The organism is Brevibacterium sp. XM4083 (assembly GCF_006489205.2).
In the GTDB taxonomy this organism is placed as follows: Bacteria; Actinomycetota; Actinomycetes; order Actinomycetales; family Brevibacteriaceae; genus Brevibacterium.
The window spans coordinates 212,409-230,956 of record NZ_VFYR02000004.1; the positions used below are offsets into that span (position 1 = coordinate 212,409).

Consider the following 18,548-nt stretch of genomic DNA (forward strand, 5'->3'; position numbering starts at 1 on the left):
GTCAGGCCTTCTTTCTGCGACGCTTCTGGCTGGGGCGCACCGGGGTGACCCCGGCGGTCAGGTCTGCCTCGCGCATGCGCGTGGCGTACGCGACGAGACCGTCGATGAGTGAGGTGAGGTTCGCTTCCTCCGCGAGGACGTCGACCCGCAGGCCGTGCTCCTCCGCGGTGTTCGCGGTGGCCGGGCCGATGCAGCAGATCACCGAGGTGGCCGCCGGCTTCCCGGCGATCCCGACGAGGTTGCGCACCGTCGAGGACGAGGTGAAGAGGAACGCGTCGAAGTCACCGGCCTTGATCGCCTCGCGGATCGGCGCCGGCGGCGGGGAGGCGCGCACGGTGCGGTAGGCGGTGACGTCGTCGACGTCCCAGCCCTTCTCGAGCAGCCCGGCCACGAGCACCTCGGTGGCGATGTCGGCACGCGGCAGGAGGACGGTGTTCATCGGGTCGATGTCGTCGACGTAGTCCGGCCACGCCGCGGCCAGACCCCGGGCCGAGTGCTCGCCGTCGGGGATGAGGTCGGGGGTGATGCCCCAGTCGGTCAGCGCCGCGGCGGTGCGACCGCCGACCGCGGCGACCTTGACCCCGGACAGGGACCGCGCGTCGAGGCCGAAGTCCTCGAACCACATGCGCACGGCGCGCACCGCGTTGACGGAGGTGAAGCCCACCCATTCGTAGGAGCCGTCGACGAGTCCGCGGATCGCCTTCTCCATCTGCGTCGGCGTGCGCGGAGGCTGCACGGCGATCGTCGGGACGACGGTGCCGACGGCGCCGAGTTCGGCGAGCGCCTCGGCCGTCGACGTGCCCTGCTCCTTCGTCCGGGGGATGAGCACCTGCCAGCCGAAGAGCGGCTTCGTCTCGAACCACGCGAGCTCGCCGCGGGAGTCGACGCCCTGGCCCATGATGACGACGAGGCGGTCCCCGGCATTGCGGCACAGCCCCGGGGCCTGCCCGAGGGTGGTCTCGACGCTCGTCTGCTCGGTCGTCGAGATGCCCCAGCCCAGCAGCACCTTCGTCTCCGCGTCCCAGCCGTCGTCGAGCAGGGCCCGGAAGGCCTCCTCGACCTGCGCGGCGGTGCCGGTGAGCACGTGCGTGGTGTTGCGGTGCTTGGAGACGTCGACGTGGGTCTGCGGGCCGGCTTCGATGAAGCGCACCGAGCGGACCCGGTTCGTCGTCAGCGCGGTGCCGGTGTAGGCGGCGGTCGCCGCGGAGAGTCCGACCCCGGGCACGATCTCGACGTCGATGCCCGCCTTGCGGCACACCGCCGCCTCGGTGGTCGTCGTCGTGAAGAGCAGACCGTCGTCGGAGCTCAGCCGCACCACGGTCTTGTCGGGGCGGGCGAGCTCGGCGAGCCGGCGGCCGCGGGTCGAGGGCGACTGGCCGAGTTCGGCGGCGTCGATGACCTCGGCGGCCTGCGGGACGTAGGCGGTGACGATCTCGGAGTGGACGTGGGCGTCGTAGACGACGAGCGCGGCGTCGGCGAGGATGTCGGCGCCGCGGGCGGTCATCAGTCCCGCCTCACCGGGACCGGAGCCGATGAAGACGACGCGCGGGCCCACCGGCAGGAGCCGCCGGGGCTGGACCTGGCCGGTGCCCTGAGTCTCGGGCTGCTCGCTCATGACTGTCCTTCGGACCGGGACCGGGCGGCGGCCTTGACCGGGGTGAGGTGGTCGGCGGAGCGCGCGGGATCGATGTCGAGGCGGCGCAGCAGGTCCTCGGCCGCGGCGGTGCCGAGCTCGTCGGCGACCCGGGCGATCTCCTTGCCGGCGATCGGCAGGGCGTGATCGTCGCGGGAGCTGAGATCGGCGTCGTCGATGAGCGGCAGCGGCGCGCTCATGTGGGTGCGGGCGATGGTCCCGTCGTCGTCGGCCATCATCGCCGCGACGACGAGCTGCGTCCCGGTGATCGTCGCCAGGGCTCCGATCGGAGCCGAGCAGCCGGCCTCGGCGCGGGAGAGGATCGCCCGTTCGCACGTCACGGCGAGGTCGGTCGCCTCGTCGTGGAGCCGGCGCAGAGCTGCGCGGATCTCGACGTCGCCGGCCATGAGGGCCTCGTCCTGCGTGTACGGGCTGTCGGCTCCGCGCGTCTCCACCGCGAGCGCCCCCTGACCGGGAGCGGGAAGCATGGTGTCGAAGTCGAGGAGGTCGGTCGCCTCGGCGAGCCGCCCGATCCGACGGACACCGGCGGCGGCGAGGACGACGGCGTCGAGGCGGCCGTCGCGGACGTGGGCGATGCGGGTGTCGACGTTGCCGCGGACCCCGCGCACCTCGATGTCGGGGCGGGCGGCCCGCAGCTGGACGGCGCGGCGCGGCGACCCGGTGCCGACGACGCTGCCGGCGGGCAGCTGGGCGAGGCTGAGGCCGTCACGGCCGATGAGGACGTCGGCGGGATCGACGCGCGGCGGAATGGCCGCGAGCTGGATGCCCGGCTCCGGGGTCGTCGGGAGGTCCTTGAGCGAGTGGACGGCGATGTCGATCTGGCCCTGGTGCAGGGCCTGCCGGACGGCGGAGACGAAGACGCCGGTGCCGCCGAAGCCCGCGAGCGGGGACATGTTGACGTCGCCTTCGGTGACGACCTCGACGATCTCGACGCGCCAGCCGGTCAGGGCCGCGATCTGGTGGGCGATCGCCGTCGACTGCGAGCGGGCGAGCTGGGAGCGCCGGGTGCCCAGACGCACCGTGCGGCCTGTCGGATGCTCGGGTTCGACGACGTCGAGGGTGTGGTCGGCGACCGGCCGGAGACCGTCGGCCTCGATGTGGTCGGGGCTCGCGGCCTTCGCGACCTTCGCCTCCGGGGTCGGCACGGCGTGCGGGGTCTTGATCGTCGGCAGGTCGAAGAGCTGGATGAGCGCCTGCGCGTAGTCGACGTCGGAGTCGGAGACCGCGAGCTCCTTGACCTTGACCGTCGGGGTGTGGATGAGCTTCTCCGCGACCCGGTGGAGGGACTTGCGGACCTCGGCGAAGACCTTGTCGTCGACGTGGTCGCCGATCTTGCGCTGCAGGCGCTCGGTCTCCGCGGCGAGCACGTCCTTGGCGTGGGTGCGCAGCGCGGTGACCGTGGGGGCCACCGCCCGCTCCTTGGCGCCGGACTCGAGCTTCTCCGTCTCCTCGGCGATGATCGCGCGCACCGCTTCGACGGTCTCGACGACCGCCGCGTCGCGCTGGTTCGACGAGGTCGACAGCAGCTTCCGGATGTCGCCGAGTCCGAAGAGGGCGACGTGTTCGAACTCGCGCACGCTCGGATCGATGTCGTGCGGCAGGGCGAGGTCGACGAACGCCTTGTTCGCCGCGCTCTTGGAGTTCTGCGAGAGACCGGCGACGATGTCGTCGCGGGTGACGACGACGCCGCGGGCGCCGGTGGAGGAGACGATGAGGTCGGCGTCGGCGATCTCCTCGGCGAGCGACCGGGGGGTGAGCTCGCGGGCCCGACCGCCCACCTCGGCGATGAGGCGCTCCGCCTTCTCCAGGGTCCGGTTGAGCACCGTGATGTGGTTGACGCCCTCCCGGTGGAGGGTCGCGACGACGAGGCCTGACATCGCGCCGGCGCCGATGACGAGCGCGTTCGCGGCGTGCAGCGGCCCGATGTGGGCCTGGGAGGCTTCGAGGGCGGCGCCGAAGAGGGAGCGGGCGACCTCGTCGAGTCCGGTCTCCGAATGGGCGCGCTTGCCCACCCGCAGGCTCTGCTGCAGGGCGTGGGAGAGGTCGGAGGTCAGCGCTCCGGCGCTCATCGAGTCGGTGAACGTCGAGCGCAGCTGGCCGAGTATCTGGGCTTCGCCGATCGCCATCGAGTCGAGCCCGCACGCGACCTTGAGGAGATGGCCGAGCGCCTGGTTGTCGTAGTGGGCGTAGAAGTGCCCGGCGATGTCCTGCCAGTCGCGTCCGATCGAGGACACGAGCGCGTTGCCGAGGTCGGCGAGTCCCCCGTGGAAGGCGGAGACGTCGGCGATGAGCTCAAGCCGGTTGCACGTCGAGAGGACGGCGAGTCCGTCGACGCTCGCCCCGTCGAGGGCGTCGGTGCGCAGACGGTCGACGTCGTCGGCCCCGAACGCGAGCGCGTCGAGCATGTCGATCGGCGCCGACTGGTGGGAGATGCCGAGAACCAAGAGAGTCAATTGCTGTGCTCCTCCACTGGAGTGGCTGTAGCCGTTTCGAGCGCCGAGTAGTACGCGAGGACCTGGAGCTCACTGGCCAGGTCGACCTGCTGGACCCGCACGGTCTCCGGGGTGTCGAGCACGGTGGGCGCGAAGTTGAGTATGCCGCGGACTCCCGCCTCGGCGGCGATGCGGGCGGCCGCGGGCGCCGCGGAGGCGGGCACGGCCATGACGACGAGGTCGATGGGGTCGGCCCACGTGGCGAGGTCGGCGATCGCGGAGACGGTGAGGTCGCCGATCGTCGTGCCGACCTTGCCCTCGTCGCTGTCGAAGATCGCCGTCAGGCGCAGACCGCGCCGCTGGAAGCCGGCATAGTCGGCCAGGGCCGAGCCGAGGCGGCCGGCGCCGATGATCGCGACGTTCTGCGCCCGGTCGAGACCGAGGAACGATCGCAGGGTCGCGGCGAGGTCCTGCGCCGAGTAGCCGACCCCGCGGCGTCCGGAGCGGCCGAGCTGGGAGAGATCCTTGCGCAGGATCGCGGGAGACACGCCGCTCTGGGCCGCCAGGGTCTCCGAGGAGACGGTGGTCTGGCCGGTCGCGGCGATCGTCTCGACCGCCTGCAGGTAGATCGGGAGTCGAGAGATGACGCGCTCGGGGACGTCCTTGCGAACGACACCCTCGATGCTGCCGGCGGAGAGAATCTCGCTCACGTGAACGTGTCACTCCTTCAATCTGCTCGTGCTGCCTCAGGCCTGCGAACCGGTTGGGCGCCTCAGGCGCCCAGCGCGGTCAGGGCCTGCGACAGCCTGTCCCGGTCGACCCGGTGGAAGCTGTGCTGTCGTCCTTCGAGGAGCACCACGGGAACATCCCAGCCATACTGCGCGGCCAGATCCTCATCGGTGTCGATGTCGATCTCGGTGACGGTGACGTCCCGGCCGGCCACCACCTCGGCGATGGTTGCCTGCGCGGTCGCGCACAGATGGCATCCGGCGCGCGTGAGGAAGGTCAGTCCGACCACGGCACACTCCTGAGTCGAAGGTGACAACAAACCCCGCCGAAATGGGATTCGAGCGGGGGCGTAGGACCGTGCGGTCTTACTTCTTGTTGCGACGCTGGTGACGAGTCTTGCGAAGCAGCTTGCGGTGCTTCTTCTTCGACATACGCTTCCGGCGCTTCTTGATGACTGAGCCCACGCGGGTACCCCTTGTGATCGTCGGTGGAGGTGAACGTCAGCTGCCCACCCTTTGAACTAACCGTGCAATTCTATCGCCCCGGCCCGTTCTTTCCCAAAACTGTGTCGAGATCCACAGCGGGGCCTCAACTGCGCCCGGAAGGGCGCGGATCAGTCGAAGTACGGGTCGAGTCCGAAGAACGGGAAGAGGTTCTTCCGGGTGCCCATGACCGCGCGGTCGAGCTCGGATTCCGGGTCGAAGCCGTGCGACCACGGGGTGAACGTCCCGTCGAAGCCGTCGGTCATCGACAGCGGGGCCTCGCGTCCGGTCTTCGTCTGCGCGTAGTGGGCCCAGCGGCCGGGGATCCGGGCGGCCGGGTCGAGGTCGGCGTTCGCCGCGATCGCGATGAGGTTCGTCCATGCGCGCGGGACGACGTCGATGATCGCGTAGCCCCCTCCCCCGGTCGAGAGCCAGCGGCCCCCGGCGTGCTCCTCGGCCAGGGCACGGACGCGTTCGGTCGCCACCCGCATCCCGTCGACGGACAGGCGCATGTGGGTGAGCGGGTCCATCCGGTGACCGTCGCATCCGTGCTGGGAGACGATGATCTGCGGGGAGAACGCGGCGATGAGCGCGGGCACGGTGCCGTCGAACGCCCGCAGCCAGTCCTCGTCGGTCGTCCGCGGGGGCAGGGCGATGTTCGCCGCCGAGGCGGCCGCCCGCAGTCCCCCGATGTCGGCCGGGTAGCCGGTGCCGGGGAAGAGGTACTTCCCGGACTCGTGGATGGAGATCGTCAGCACGCGCGGGTCGTCCCAGAAGAGCTGCTCGACGCCGTCGCCGTGGTGGGCGTCGAGGTCGATGTAGGCGATGCGCTCGTATCCCGCGTCGAGGAATTCGTTGATCGCCCCGGCGACGTCGTTGTAGACGCAGAACCCGCTGGCCTTGTCGGCCATCGCGTGGTGCATGCCGCCGGAGAAGTTCACCGCGCGCCGGTAGTCGCCGGAGACGATCGCGCGGGCGGCGTCGACGGAGCCCTGGAAGAGCATCGCCGAGGCGGCGTGCATGTTCTCGAACACGGGGACGTCGTCGGTCCCCAGGCCGTGGCGCTCGGCGACCTCGGGGTCGGCGCCGGCGGGGCTGCCGGCGGCCTTGACCGCGGCGATGTAGTCGTCGTCGTGGACGCGGGACAGGGCCGCCTCGTCGAGGTCGCCGATCGGGTTGACGTGGACGCGGGGGGCGTCGAAGAGCTCGAAGTCGATCGCGAGCTTCGCGGTGAGGTCGAGCCTCAGGGGGTGCATGGGATGGCTGGGACCGAAGTTGTACCCGGTCACCGCCTCGTCCCAGACGACATAGACATCGCTATCGGCCATGGGCCAATGCTATATGGCGCGGCTCACTTCCGGAGATTCGCCCCGGTCCGTCCTACCATGGAGGTTGTGTCCATGAATTCTCCGCAGCGCCTCGACCGATTTCTGCGTCCGGGGCGCCGGGTCCGCGACTTCGTCGATGACATCGCCGTCGCCTCGCCGGCCCGTCTGGCGATCGTCTCGTTCATCGCCGTCGTGGCAGTCTTCGCCCTCCTCCTCATGCTCCCGGCGAGCATGCGTGACCCCGGATCGGTCTCGACCTCGGAGCACATCGCCAATGCGATCTTCGTCGCCGTCTCCGCCGTCTGCGTCACCGGGCTGACCCCGGTCGTCACCGAGGACTACTGGTCGGACTTCGGCATCTCCGTCATCACCGCCGGCATCCAGGTCGGCGGTCTCGGCATCCTCACACTCGCTTCGCTGCTGGGCATGGCGGTCTCACGGCGGCTGGGAGTCCGGCAGCGCCTCATCGCCCAGCAGGCCACCTCGGCGCTCAATCTGGGGCAGGTCGGCACCCTGCTCAAGACCGTCTTCATCACCATCCTCACCGCCGAGGCGGTGCTCGCGGTCCTCCTCTTCCCCCGCTTCCTCATGCGCGGCGACAGTGTCGGGGACTCGCTGTGGTACTCCGTGTTCTACGCGATCTCGGCGTTCAACAACGCCGGCTTCACGATCCACCCGGGTGGGGCGGCGTACTTCGCGGAGGACCCGTGGATCCTCTCGCTCATCATGATCGGCGTGTTCGTCGGGGCGCTCGGGTTCCCCGTCGTGCTGATGATCGCGATGAACTGGAACAAGCCGAGCAAATGGGATCTGCACACGAAGCTCACGCTGACGACGACGACGATCGTCCTCGCCGTCGGGTTCCTCTTCCTCCTCCTCTTCGAGTCGGCGAATCCCGCGACGCTCGGGGACAAGAACGCCGGCCACACCTTCGTCGAGGTCCTCTTCATGGCGGTGATGCCGCGTTCGGGCGGGTTCGCGACGATGGAGATCGCCGATATGAGCCAGGCCTCGCACCTGCTCATGGACGTCATGATGTTCATCGGCGGCGGCTCGTCGTCGACGGCCGGCGGCATCAAGGTCACGACCGTCGCCGTCCTCTTCCTCGCCGCCTTCGCCGAGGCGCGCGGTCTCGCCGAGGTCAACGTCTTCAACCGCCGGCTGACCGCCTCGACGATCAAGCTCTCGATCTCCGTCCTCCTCACCGGTGCCGCGATCGTCTTCGTCGGCACGCTCGTCATGCTCCAGATCACCGATGAGCCGCTCGACAAGGTGCTCTTCGAGGTGATCTCCGCGTTCGGCACCGTGGGCCTGAGCGCCGGAGTGTCCGCCTCGGCGTCGGAACCGGCCCTGTACTGTCTGTCCGTGCTCATGCTCATCGGACGCCTCGGTACGATTACACTGGCCGCAGCCCTGTCGATGCAGGACTCCGTGCGCCTCTACCGCTACCCCGAAGAAAGGCCTGTCGTTGGCTAACGAGAACTCCGCAATCCTCGTCATCGGACTCGGACGCTTCGGATCGGCGACAGCGGTCACGCTCACCCGTCTGGGGCGCGAGGTCATGGCGATCGAGCACAACCCGGAGCTCGTCAAGGACTGGAGCGGGAAGCTCACCCACGTCGTCGAGGCCGATTCGACGAACATCGACGCCCTCCGCCAGGTCGGTGCCGCTGACTTCCAGACCGCGGTCGTCGGCATCGGCACCTCGATCGAGGCGAGCGTGCTGACGACGGCGAACCTCGTCGACCTCGGGGTCTCACAGGTGTGGGCGAAGGCGATCTCACCCGCCCACGGCAAGATCCTCCACCGCATCGGCGCCCACCATGTGCTCTACCCGGAGTCCGATGCCGGCATCCGCGTCGCGCACCTCGTGAGCTCCCGGATGATGGAGTACATCGAATTCGACGAGGGTCACTTCGCGGTCGTGAAGATGCGTCCCCCGCGGGAGATCCAGGGCTTCACCCTCGCCGAGGCGAAGGTCCGCGAGAAGTACGGCGTGACGATCGTCGGCATCAAGAGCCCCGGCCGCGACTTCACCTACGCCGAACCGACGACCCGCGTCGGCAAGCAGGACCTCCTCATCGTCGCCGGCAACGTCGAACTCCTCAGCCGCTTCGCCGGGCGGCCGTAAGGGGCGGGTGCTGCCATCGCCCCACGGCCGTGCCGTGGGATGCCGACTGCACTCAGGCAGGATCGCTACCTGACGGATGATCCGATTCCGATGCCGCCGTCGACGTCGAGTATCACTCCGGTGATGTAGCCCGCTTCTCTCGACGCGAGAAACACCGCCGCGTTCGCGATGTCGGCGGGGTCACCGATGTGGCCCAGCGGAACTCTGCCGACCAGCTTCGTGCGAGCAGCTGCATTCATCGAAGCGAGCATCGGAGTTTCGATGAGACCCGGTGCTATCGCGTTCGCCGTGATCCCACTGCGAGCACCCTCGAGCGCTGCAGTTCGCGTCAACCCGACGATCCCCGCCTTCGCCGCAGCGTAGTTCGCCTGGCCGAAGTTGCCACGCCAGCTCATCGAGGAGAAGGAGACGATGCGCCCGTACCCCCTCTCCTTCATGTGCGGCAGGACAGCCCGAATCCCGTAGAAGGCGCCGGTGAGATTGACGGCGATAACGTCATCCCAAGCTTCGTCACCGATCCTCTCGATGCGCTCGTCGCGGATGATGCCGGCATTGTTGATCAGCACGTCGATGCGGCCCTCGCGGTCGACGACTGCGCCGACCCATGCGTCGATCTCCCGAGACCGGCCGACGTCAAGGCGATGCGACTGTACACGGCCGCCCCCGCGGGTGATTTCGGTCTCGATCTCCTCGAGCGCCTCCGTGTTGCGATCTGCAACGTGGACCGTCGCTCCTTCAGCGGCGAAGCGGCGAGCCATTGCCAGCCCCAAACCCTGAGCTCCACCGGTGACGAGTACGGTCTGGCCGTAATAGCGATGGTTCATGACAGTGGTGTCCTCTCTTTCACACTGACATCACCCCTGGTGGAAGTGAGGTCCGATTGTTGATGACGCAGCATGGGCGGTCCAGCGACAGTTGCGATAGCAGGCACGCCAGCTGTGATGGCACTCAATGGAGGAACCGGCGCAGAGCGGCGGCGACGTCCCGGCTTCGCCAGTGCTCATCGAACATGTCGAGTTCCCGGGTCAGCGCCGTCTCTGTGATTGACCGATCGGGCGTCAGAAGCCTTTTGAAACGGCGTTGGGCGTCAGCAGGAACCTCGCCGAGTTCTTCTGCGGCAGCCAGCGCCTGTCTCCGCAGATCCTCCGCGGGTACAACAGCGGTGATCCATCCAATCGATTCGAGCGCCTCAGCAGGAACGAGTTTCCCGGACAGGGCAAGCATTCGCGCTCTTCCCCAACCGAGACGGTTCTCCATGCGCACACTGGACCCACCTCCGGGCACGAGGTCGCGCTTCACATGACCGTCGCCGATGAGGGTGCCGGTTGCGGCGAACACCATGTCGCAGGCCAGCGCTGCCTCGAATCCCCCGGCAACGGCATGACCGTGGACGGCTGCGACGAAGACCACCGGGCTCGTCTCCATCGCCAGCGTGAGGTCGCAGATCGAACGGAGGAAGGGTCGTGGCGATGCGCCGGTCTCGGCGCACCTGAGCAGGTGCCCCAGATCCGCACCCGCGCAGAAACTCGGTCCCCTGCCTGAGATGACGACGACGCGGGTGCCCGACGTTTCGGCCGTGCCGAGAGCGGCTGCGAGATCGCTGACAAGTGCGGGAGTGAGCGCGTTGCGCGATCGGGGTCGGTTGAGTTCCCAGACCTCTGTTCGCCCGAGCCGCTCAATGATGAGGTCGGTCACTGCTCCTCCTGGTTCTTCGCAGTAAGATCTGACCTATCGTCGTCTCGCAGGCGCTCCCGGAGTGCCGCCCGCTTGACCTTGCCGCTCTCCGTCTTCGGAAGAGCGTCGATGAAATCGATCCGCCGAGGGTATGCGTGCGCGGCATATTCGGCCTTGACCCAGAGCTGAAGATCTCTGACCAGCTGTGCCTCGGCAGAGTAACCCGGCTGGAGAACGATGAACGCGTGCGCAACCTCCCCGCGAACTTCATCGGGGGACGCGACAACGGCGGCTTCGAGGACTGCTTCGTGGGAGAGCAGCGCGGGCTCCACTTCGAACGGTCCGATGCGATATCCGGCCATGAGGATGACGTCGTCATCCCGAGAGGAGAAATGGAGCAAACCCCTGTCATCGATCCGTGCGAGGTCACCAGTGAGATAGTGGCTCCCGTCGGTCGAGAACCGATCGGAATGGACATCGCGGTCGACCCCGTATCCGGTGAACGAGAAGAACGCGCTCGAGTCGACGACGACCGCCAGACGTCCCGTCTCCCCGACCTCAGCGGGCGCCTCGTCATCGAGCCCGAGCACAGTCAGCGACCACCCAGGGAGGCTGCGCCCCATCGAGGCAGGCACAGGATCGACGGCGAGAGCGGGATGGTGTGCGAAGCCGGCGCACATTCCGAGTTCCGTCTGCCCGAAATGATCGTGGACCGGAGCGCCCAGAGACCTGGTCCACTCGAATACCTCAGGTGTGAGCGGCTCGCCGGCACTCGACACTCGACGCAGCAGCGGCAGAGGTCGCGCGGCATCGGACATCCGCATCGCCCGCAAGGCGGTCGGCGCGGTGGCGAAGTCCGTGACACCGAATTCCGCCAAGACCTCCCACGTCTTCGCAGGGTCGAATGGGCCGACCGTCATCAGACTCCGAACACCGGCGATCAGCGGCGCGATGATCGAACAGTAGAGCCCGTATGCCCACCCCGGATCCGCCCCGCACCAGAGGACTCGGTCACGGCCATGCGCGTCGAGGGCGAACTCGAGATATCCCTGCCACCCGGCGGCATAGGATTTGGGATGGACGACTGATTTCGGCTTTCCTGTCGTACCCGATGTGAACATGTGCACGATCGGCGTGTGCGGACCGCCGGGACCGTCATCCGCATGCGCCTCAGCCGTGTCCAGAAGTTCGTCGAGTACAAGCGCGCCATCGGATGCGTCGCATTCGCCGGCGACGATCGTCACCCACCCTCCGTCGGGCACTTTGTTCCGCTGGGCCGTGTCGGTGATCACGACGACCGCTTCGGCGCGTGTCAGTCTGTCGGAGACGGCGCCGGAGGCGAAAGCGGTGAAGAGCGGGACGTAGACCGCTCCGAGGCGCCAGATCGCGAGCATCACCGCGGGAAGATCCGCACTCTTCCCCATCAGACTCGCCACTCGCGAACCAGGCACCACCCCGTGATCCGCGAGCACCGAGGCTATTCGCCGTGACCGCTCGGCCAGCTCCCCATAGGTCAGGTCTGTGCCGACGAGGTCGTCGTCGACGACGGTGAAGGCCACGGACTGCGGGGCGTGGCGATCGCACATCTGCCACGCGGCCGTCAGGACCGGATCGTCGAATTCTGCATTGATCTCCTGCACACGTGCGGTCAGGACGTCATTGTCGGTGATCACTGGAGCTCCTCGGCAGTTCGTTGTGGGTACGTTTCATGATACTAACGTACCCTTACACGTTTCCTCAATGGAGACTTCCACTTCGGGTCCACTGCGTGCAGGGGCGCTCCCACGGCATGTGATACTGGTGTGATGAGCCATCCGCGAGCTTCGTCAGGCGTGCGCACGGCCCGTCGCCGCACGGTCGACTCGTCCCGTCGCGATGACCTGCTGGAGAGCGTGAGCAAGCTCTTCCTCGCCGAGGGGTTCACCTCGATGAGCGTTGACGAGCTGACTCGACGTCTGCAGTGCTCTAAATCCACGCTGTACGCCCTCGCCCCGACCAAAGAACAGCTCGTTCTCACAGTGACTCGACGATTCTTCAAGAACGCGACGACTGAGATCGAGGACAGGATTCGCGGCGTCAGTGACCCGGCCGAGCGCATCGCGGTCTATCTCAAGTGCGTCGGAGCGGCGATGTCGACGCAATCAGCCGCGTTCTACCGCGACATGGTGAGTTTCCAGCCGACTTCCGAGATCTACGAACTCAACTCGGCAGCAGCGGCAGGGCGAGTGCGAGAGATCATCGAGGAAGGTGTTCGCAGCGGCCGCTTCAGGGAGATCGATCCGCACTTCGCCGGACACCTCATCGCCTGGGCGATCGAGGGCATCCAATCTGGACGATTGCAGTCAGGGTCTGATGCGGAGACCGGGCACGCGTTCTCCCAGCTCGGCGAGCTCATTCTCAACGGGCTCGGCAATCACTGACCCCACGCAGCGTCGAGTCCAACCCCCGCTCATGCACGTGCGCCGCCCCAGTTGTGGGGCGGCGCACTGCGTTCCGGACTGACCACGCGCCCAGCGGAGGGACCGTCAGTGCTCGACGGCCGCCTCGGCGCCGAACCCGGTGTGGGCGCGGACGTCCATCTCCGCTGCCAGCTCCGGACTCTCCACTGTCTTGTCGGTGATCGAGCCGAGCCATCCGAGGATGAACCCGAGCGGGATCGAGATGATGCCGGGATTCGACAGGGGGAAGATCGCGAAGTCGGCGCCCGGGATCATCGCGGTCTCGGACCCGGAGACGACGGGCGAGAATGCGATGAGGATGATCGCCGAACCGAGCCCGCCGTAGATCGACCACACGGCACCGCGGGTGGTGAACCGACGCCAGAACAGCGAGTAGATGATCGTCGGCAGGTTCGCACTTGCGGCCACGGCGAAGGCGAGGGCGACGAGGAACGCGATGTTCTGCCCCTGCACCCCGATGCCGCCGAGGATGGCGACCGCGCCGATGACGACGACGGTGCGGCGGGCGATCTTCACCTCGGCGTCGGGGTCCTCGACCTTGCCCTTCTTGATGACGCTCGCGTAGATGTCATGGGCGAACGAGGCCGCAGCGGTGATCGCGAGACCGGCGACGACGGCGAGGATCGTCGCGAAGGCCACCGCGGAGATGAAGCCCATGAGCAGGGGTCCGCCGAGCTGGAGGGCGAGCAGCGGTGCGGCGGAGTTCACGCCGCCGGGTGCGTTCTGGATCGCATCGGCGCCGACGAGGGCCGCTGCCCCGTAGCCGAGGACGAGCGTGAAGAGGTAGAACGCACCGATGAGCCAGATCGCCCAGACCACGGACCGGCGGGCCTCCTTCGCGGTGGGCACGGTGTAGAAGCGCATGAGCACGTGCGGCAGACCCGCGGTGCCGAGGACGAGGGCGAGCGCGAGCGAGATGAAGTCGAGCGGGTTCGCCCCGTACTGCAGCCCGGGGTTGAGGATCCCCTCCCCCACGCCGGCCGCGGCATTGTCGACGGCGTTCGACAGCAGCGTCGAGAGGTTGAACCCGTTGAGCGCGAGCACCCAGATCGTCATCGCTCCGGCACCGGCGATGAGGAGGACCGCCTTGACGATCTGCACCCACGTCGTGCCCTTCATGCCGCCGACGAGGACGTAGAGGATCATCAGCGCGCCGACGACGGCGATGACGAGGGACTGTCCGAGCTTCCCGTCGATGCCCATGAGCAGGGAGACGAGTCCGCCGGCGCCGGCCATCTGCGCGAGCAGGTAGAAGAAGCACACGGCGAGGGTCGAGATCGCCGCGGCCATCCGCACCGGGCGCTGCTTGAGGCGGAACGAGAGCACGTCGGCCATCGTGAACTTGCCGGTGTTGCGCATGAGCTCGGCGACGAGGAGGAGGGCGACGAGCCACGCGACGAGGAAGCCGATCGAGTAGAGGAACCCGTCGTAGCCGTTGACGGCGATCGCCCCGCAGATGCCGAGGAACGACGCCGCCGAGAGGTAGTCCCCGGAGATCGCGAAGCCGTTCTGCGGGCCGCTGAAGGATCGGCCGCCGGCGTAGTAGTCCGAGGCGGTCTTGTTGTTGCGGCTGGCCCGCAGCACGATGAAGAGCGTGACCGCGACGAACGCGGCGAAGATCGTGATGTTGAGGACGGGGTTGTTCTCCACCTCGGTGGTCGCTTGGGCGAGGAAGTCGATCATCGGGTCGCTCCTTCCGATTCCTGCTCGAGGCGCTCACGGATCGCAGCGGCCGGTGGGTCGAGCTTGTTGTTGGCGAACGAGACGTAGAACATCGTGATCGCGAAGGTCGTGACGAACTGCAGCAGACCGAGCACGAGTCCGATGTTGATCTCCCCGATCACCTTCGTCGACATGAAGTCGTGCGCGTACGTGCTGAGGATGACGTAGAGGAAATACCACGCGAGGAAGGCGATCGACAGCGGGATCACCACTGAGAATCGTTTGCGCTTGAGGGCCTTGAATTCGGGGTTCTCCTCTTCAGCGAGGAAATCCACCCGAGTCGGCGTCGGATCGGACATCGTTTCTCCATTTCAGATGTGGTTCGAGCGTCAGTGGTCTGAATCACACATCGCCAACCTATCGTCCGCTCGGTCCTGGGTAATACCACCGAAAGTTGGTAGCTTATTCCCATGAACGTCATGGCCAAGGAAGCTCGGGCGCGCAGATCCGAATCCCGCCGTCTCTTCGCCGAGGCGGTCGACTCCCTCCACGCGAACGGCACCGGCGACGTCGTGTTCGGCGGGCTCGTCGAGGAGGGCGCCGTCACCGTCGAAGCGGTCGCCGGGGCGGGCGAGAACGGCCTCGCCTCGCTCATCGTCAGCACCGGTCGGGGGCTCGGCGGACGTGCCCTGACCGAGGGCACACCGCAGCTGACCCGCGACTACGAGATCGATCCGTTCATCACCCACCATTACGACGAGGTCATCCTCGGCGAGGGCATCCAGGTCCTCATCGCCGTGCCGACCCTGCTCGGCGGTGAGGTGACGGGCATGGTCTACTGCGGACACCGCAAGGCCTTCGCCAAGGCGGCTCCGCAGACCGGGGACCTCGTCCGTCGGGTGCGCCAGCTGTCCGTCGACCTCGGGCGCATCGGCCATGGGACGCTCCGCGCCGAACCGGCCGTCCCGGCGACTCCCGCGCCGGCGCCGTATGCCGACCTCGACGCCTCGAGCCGGGAGGCTCTGCGCCATACGTTCGCCGAGTTGCGGGCGATCCGCTCGGATGTCTCCGACGAGGTGACGCGGGAGCGGCTGACGACGATCGAGGCCCGGCTGGCCGACATCCTCTCCGGCCACAGTCCGGAGTCCGCCCCGCCGCCGGCCCCCGCGGTGACGCTGGCCCCGCGGGAGACCGACATCCTCTCCCACGTCGCCCTCGGGTGGTCGAATGCGCGGATCGCCGAGGCGCTCGGCCTGCGCGAATCGACCGTGAAGTCCTATCTCAACACGGCGATGGTCAAGCTCTCAGCCCGTAGCCGGCACGAGGCGGTGTCGATCGCCCGCTCGGCAGGCGCGCTGCCGTAAGTGTGCGCTGCCGTAACGGTGCGCTGCGCTTCAGCCGTCGATCGCCTCGGCGTTCTCCCGCTCCATCTCGAGCGACCGGTCCGCGGCGGCGGTCACGGCCGCCTCGGTGATGTCGAAGACCCCGGCGTCGATGAACGTGGTCAGCGCCGCGAGCGTCGTCCCGCCCTTGCTGCTCACGGCCTGACGCAGGGCGGCAGGGTCCGGGTTGTCGGCAAGCAGCCGTCCGGCGCCGTCGGCGGTGGCGACGACCATCTTCGCTGCCGTCTCCGCGGTGAGTCCGAGCGTGACCCCGGCCTCGATCATCGCCTCGGCGAGAAGGAAGAAGTACGCGACGCCGGACCCGGAGATCCCGGTCATCGCGGGGATTTCCGCTTCTGCCAGCGGCACGACGAGACCCGCGCCCGACAGCAGCGTGCGCAGGGTGGCCGTGGCCGTCGGGTCGACGCCGGGGGCAGGGGCGAGCGCGATGACCCCGTGCCCGATCGAGCTCGGAGTGTTCGGCATGATCCGCACGATCGGGCTGCCCGGGGCGAGCTTCTCAAGGTCGGCGGCGGCCACGCCCGCGGCCATCGACACGAGCACCGAGTCCGAGGAGAGGGCGGGGGCGAGCTCACGCAGGGTCTCGGCCATCATCCACGGCTTGACGCCGAGGAAGACGAAGTCCGCGCCGGCGACCGCATCCCGGTTGGCCTCGGGGTTCTCCTCGACCGAGGTGACCACAGCGTCCGGCAGGGCCGCAGCGAGCGTCTGCGCCGAGGCGGCCGTCTGCGTCGTCGCCCGCACCTCGATGCTCGGGTCCGCGGTGAGGATCCCGGTGATGAGCGCCGTGCCCATGTTTCCCGTGCCGATGGATGCGATCGTGGTCATGAGGACCTGCCTTTCGTGCGGTGCTGGTGCGGGCATTCGTGCCGCTGAGTATCGTACCGGGCACGGTCCCGGCAGGGAGAACCGCAGGAGTCAGCGGGCGTCTTCGCGGACGTGGCCGTCGGCAGAGTCCGGCACCGAGGTGGGGGCTGAGTCCGACCCCGAGCCGGTCGGGCCCGCCGGGTTCTTCCCGTTCGCCCCGTTGAGGCCGAGGTGCTGCCGGGCGAAAGCGAGCGAATCGGCGAGCATCTGCTCACGCGTCGACTTCTTCGCGACGAATCGGGTGTTGACCTCGAGGACGACGTCGCCGGACCAGTTGTGCTTTGCGAGGTACTGGAGCGTCTCGGCCACGGGCATCGTCCCGGCGCCGGGCACGAGGTGCTCGTCCTTGAGCGATCCCGATCCGTCGGTGAGGTGGACGTGGCGCAGGCGGGGGAAGATCTCGGCGACGGTGTCGAGCGCGTTCATGCCCGCCGTCGAGGCATGGGAGAAGTCGAAGGTCAGAGCGTCGTAGTCCTCGTCGAGGGGGTTCCAGTCGGGGTAGTAGACGAGGATCTCGCGAACCCCGGCCCGCCACGGGTACATGTTCTCCACGGCGAGGACGACTCCGGTCTCCTCACTGACCTTGCGGACGCCGTCGACGAAGCCGCGGGCATAGGCACCCTGCCAGCGGAACGGCGGGTGGAGGACGACGGTGGTCGCGCCGACCTCACGGGCGAGGTTCGCCGTGATCCGCAGCTTCTCCCAGTGGTCCTTGTGGAGCACGCGCGGGAGGAAGAGCAGGGTGGGGGCGTGGAGCGACATCACCTCGAGCCCGGTGTCGGCGGCGAGGCCGTTGATGAGATCGACGTCGCGGGTCTCGGCGTTGTGGGTGACCATGATCTCGACCCCGTCGTAGCCGATCGCAGCGGCCTGCGCGAACGTCTCCTCGACCGTCATCGGGGAGACCGAGGACGACGAGAGGCCGACCCGGATGGGGTGGTCGGAGACGTGGTGGGTGTCGTGGTCGTAGACGGCGTTCGTCGCGAAGTACTCCCGGTGCCGCCGAGAGTTCGACCGCGCAGAGTTCTTCGCGGTGAGGACCTTGCGCCCCGATTTCGTCTTCTTCGCCCTGCTCACTCTCGTCAGTCTAGTCCTCATTGTCGCGGCTGCGGCTCCGGTTTCCCTCACAGTCGGTTGCGCCCTTCTTCGTCCGCGTCCCGCCGTTCGACTAGGGTGAGCGCATGAGCGAACCGATCGTGCGCCCGGCGCATCTCGACGATGCGCCCCGCCTCGGCGAGATCCACGTCGCCGCATGGCGCGCCGCCTATCCGGGGATCATGTCAGCGGACTTCCTCGCCGGGCTCGATCCGGACGATTTCGCGGCGAACTGGGTGCGGGCGCTGAGCACGCCCGACAACCGCGTCCGGAACTTCGTCGTCGACGTCGCGGGGCGGGTCCTCGGGTTCGGCGGTGTCAGTGCGCCGCGTGACCCCGCCGAGGTGCTCGATCGGCTCCCGAGCACCGAAGGCCTCGGCCAGCTCGCCCACATCAATCTCGACCCGGCGGCCTTCGGCACCGGGGTCGCCGCGGTGCTCTTCCGCCGACTCGAGGACGAGCTGCGGGCTGACGGCTGCGTCCGGGCCTACCTCATGGTCGCCGAGGGCAATGACCGGGCCATGCGCTTCTACGCCAAGCAGGGCTGGCAGCGCACGGACATCACGCACACCTACGACGCTCCCCCGATCCCCGAACGGGTCTTCATCGCCGACCTCTGAGCCCGACCATCG

At 68.1% G+C, this 18,548-nt stretch carries 18 protein-coding genes; 5 read left to right on the forward strand and 13 right to left on the reverse strand.

All coding sequences use genetic code 11. The annotated features are described in order from the left end of the window. Position 1: 1 nt before the first annotated feature. The 6 genes from FJ887_RS13440 to FJ887_RS13465 form a co-directional block, all read right to left on the reverse strand. Complete coding sequence (locus tag FJ887_RS13440; protein ID WP_137825359.1) at positions 2-1,615, reverse strand: bifunctional uroporphyrinogen-III C-methyltransferase/uroporphyrinogen-III synthase; 1,614 nt, start codon at positions 1,613-1,615, stop codon at positions 2-4. Continuing rightward, positions 1,612-4,107 carry a glutamyl-tRNA reductase gene (gene hemA, locus FJ887_RS13445; RefSeq protein ID WP_249356736.1) on the reverse strand — a complete coding sequence of 832 codons (2,496 nt, stop codon included), beginning with the start codon at positions 4,105-4,107 and terminating at the stop codon, positions 1,612-1,614. The genes FJ887_RS13440 and hemA overlap by 4 nt, the downstream gene beginning before the upstream one ends. Next, positions 4,104-4,796, reverse strand: a complete 693-nt coding sequence (locus tag FJ887_RS13450; protein WP_137825358.1) for a redox-sensing transcriptional repressor Rex — start codon at positions 4,794-4,796, stop codon at positions 4,104-4,106. The genes hemA and FJ887_RS13450 overlap by 4 nt, the downstream gene beginning before the upstream one ends. Positions 4,797-4,858: 62 nt before the next feature. Further along, on the reverse strand, positions 4,859-5,104 hold the full coding sequence (locus FJ887_RS13455; RefSeq protein ID WP_137825357.1) for a glutaredoxin family protein: 246 nt from the start codon (positions 5,102-5,104) through the stop codon (positions 4,859-4,861). 76 nt (positions 5,105-5,180) lie between these two features. Further along, positions 5,181-5,279 carry a 30S ribosomal protein bS22 gene (locus FJ887_RS13460; protein ID WP_005504750.1) on the reverse strand — a complete coding sequence of 33 codons (99 nt, stop codon included), beginning with the start codon at positions 5,277-5,279 and terminating at the stop codon, positions 5,181-5,183. Between the two features lie 149 nt (positions 5,280-5,428). Next, positions 5,429-6,625: an acetoin utilization protein AcuC gene (locus FJ887_RS13465; protein WP_137825356.1), complete on the reverse strand. Its 1,197-nt coding sequence runs from the start codon at positions 6,623-6,625 to the stop codon at positions 5,429-5,431. 72 nt (positions 6,626-6,697) lie between these two features. On the opposite strand from FJ887_RS13465, the gene FJ887_RS13470 reads away from it, so the two are divergent. Together FJ887_RS13470 and FJ887_RS13475 are read left to right on the forward strand one after the other, a co-directional pair. Beyond that, positions 6,698-8,101 carry a TrkH family potassium uptake protein gene (locus FJ887_RS13470; protein WP_250786248.1) on the forward strand — a complete coding sequence of 468 codons (1,404 nt, stop codon included), beginning with the start codon at positions 6,698-6,700 and terminating at the stop codon, positions 8,099-8,101. Then, positions 8,094-8,756 (forward strand): potassium channel family protein, encoded by a 663-nt coding sequence (locus FJ887_RS13475; protein ID WP_137825354.1) that lies wholly within the window; start codon positions 8,094-8,096, stop codon positions 8,754-8,756. Before FJ887_RS13470 ends, FJ887_RS13475 begins: the two co-directional genes overlap by 8 nt. A gap of 65 nt (positions 8,757-8,821) precedes the next feature. Here FJ887_RS13475 and FJ887_RS13480 read toward each other — a convergent pair whose 3' ends face one another. The 3 genes from FJ887_RS13480 to FJ887_RS13490 form a co-directional block, all read right to left on the reverse strand. After that, positions 8,822-9,580 carry an SDR family NAD(P)-dependent oxidoreductase gene (locus FJ887_RS13480; RefSeq protein ID WP_137825353.1) on the reverse strand — a complete coding sequence of 253 codons (759 nt, stop codon included), beginning with the start codon at positions 9,578-9,580 and terminating at the stop codon, positions 8,822-8,824. A 124-nt stretch (positions 9,581-9,704) separates the two neighbouring features. After that, positions 9,705-10,451 (reverse strand): enoyl-CoA hydratase/isomerase family protein, encoded by a 747-nt coding sequence (locus FJ887_RS13485; RefSeq protein ID WP_137825352.1) that lies wholly within the window; start codon positions 10,449-10,451, stop codon positions 9,705-9,707. After that, positions 10,448-12,103, reverse strand: coding sequence for an AMP-binding protein (locus FJ887_RS13490; protein ID WP_212743304.1), 1,656 nt, complete (start codon positions 12,101-12,103; stop codon positions 10,448-10,450). Before FJ887_RS13490 ends, FJ887_RS13485 begins: the two co-directional genes overlap by 4 nt. 132 nt (positions 12,104-12,235) lie before the next feature. Here FJ887_RS13490 and FJ887_RS13495 point away from each other — a divergent pair, with 132 nt between their 5' ends. Continuing rightward, a complete protein-coding gene (locus FJ887_RS13495; protein ID WP_137825351.1) occupies positions 12,236-12,850 on the forward strand; it encodes a TetR/AcrR family transcriptional regulator in 615 nt (204 codons plus the stop codon). A 105-nt stretch (positions 12,851-12,955) separates the two neighbouring features. Here FJ887_RS13495 and FJ887_RS13500 read toward each other — a convergent pair whose 3' ends face one another. Both FJ887_RS13500 and FJ887_RS13505 read right to left on the reverse strand, forming a co-directional pair. Beyond that, entirely contained in the window at positions 12,956-14,572 is a 1,617-nt protein-coding gene (locus tag FJ887_RS13500) for a monocarboxylic acid transporter (RefSeq protein WP_137825350.1), read from the reverse strand. Continuing rightward, positions 14,569-14,910 (reverse strand): DUF485 domain-containing protein, encoded by a 342-nt coding sequence (locus tag FJ887_RS13505; RefSeq protein ID WP_137825349.1) that lies wholly within the window; start codon positions 14,908-14,910, stop codon positions 14,569-14,571. The genes FJ887_RS13500 and FJ887_RS13505 overlap by 4 nt, the downstream gene beginning before the upstream one ends. A gap of 111 nt (positions 14,911-15,021) precedes the next feature. Here FJ887_RS13505 and FJ887_RS13510 point away from each other — a divergent pair, with 111 nt between their 5' ends. Continuing rightward, complete coding sequence (locus FJ887_RS13510; protein WP_137825348.1) at positions 15,022-15,915, forward strand: helix-turn-helix transcriptional regulator; 894 nt, start codon at positions 15,022-15,024, stop codon at positions 15,913-15,915. A 30-nt stretch (positions 15,916-15,945) separates the two neighbouring features. Here FJ887_RS13510 and proC read toward each other — a convergent pair whose 3' ends face one another. Next, positions 15,946-16,782, reverse strand: a complete 837-nt coding sequence (gene proC, locus FJ887_RS13515; RefSeq protein ID WP_137825347.1) for a pyrroline-5-carboxylate reductase — start codon at positions 16,780-16,782, stop codon at positions 15,946-15,948. A gap of 90 nt (positions 16,783-16,872) precedes the next feature. After that, entirely contained in the window at positions 16,873-17,898 is a 1,026-nt protein-coding gene (locus FJ887_RS13520; RefSeq protein WP_249356735.1) for a sugar phosphate isomerase/epimerase family protein, read from the reverse strand. Between the two features lie 104 nt (positions 17,899-18,002). Here FJ887_RS13520 and FJ887_RS13525 point away from each other — a divergent pair, with 104 nt between their 5' ends. After that, positions 18,003-18,536, forward strand: coding sequence for a GNAT family N-acetyltransferase (locus tag FJ887_RS13525; protein WP_137825346.1), 534 nt, complete (start codon positions 18,003-18,005; stop codon positions 18,534-18,536). Positions 18,537-18,548 lie beyond the last annotated feature (12 nt).

Coding starts and splice junctions, on each gene's coding strand:
- FJ887_RS13440 (WP_137825359.1), bottom strand. CDS start 1,615: ATGAGCGAGCAGCCCGAGACTCAGGGCACCGGCCAGGTCCAGCCCCGG.
- FJ887_RS13465 (WP_137825356.1), bottom strand. CDS start 6,625: ATGGCCGATAGCGATGTCTATGTCGTCTGGGACGAGGCGGTGACCGGG.
- FJ887_RS13470 (WP_250786248.1), top strand. CDS start 6,698: ATGAATTCTCCGCAGCGCCTCGACCGATTTCTGCGTCCGGGGCGCCGG.
- FJ887_RS13480 (WP_137825353.1), bottom strand. CDS start 9,580: ATGAACCATCGCTATTACGGCCAGACCGTACTCGTCACCGGTGGAGCT.
- FJ887_RS13495 (WP_137825351.1), top strand. CDS start 12,236: ATGAGCCATCCGCGAGCTTCGTCAGGCGTGCGCACGGCCCGTCGCCGC.
- FJ887_RS13500 (WP_137825350.1), bottom strand. CDS start 14,572: ATGATCGACTTCCTCGCCCAAGCGACCACCGAGGTGGAGAACAACCCC.
- FJ887_RS13505 (WP_137825349.1), bottom strand. CDS start 14,910: ATGTCCGATCCGACGCCGACTCGGGTGGATTTCCTCGCTGAAGAGGAG.
- FJ887_RS13510 (WP_137825348.1), top strand. CDS start 15,022: ATGAACGTCATGGCCAAGGAAGCTCGGGCGCGCAGATCCGAATCCCGC.
- proC (WP_137825347.1), bottom strand. CDS start 16,782: ATGACCACGATCGCATCCATCGGCACGGGAAACATGGGCACGGCGCTC.
- FJ887_RS13525 (WP_137825346.1), top strand. CDS start 18,003: ATGAGCGAACCGATCGTGCGCCCGGCGCATCTCGACGATGCGCCCCGC.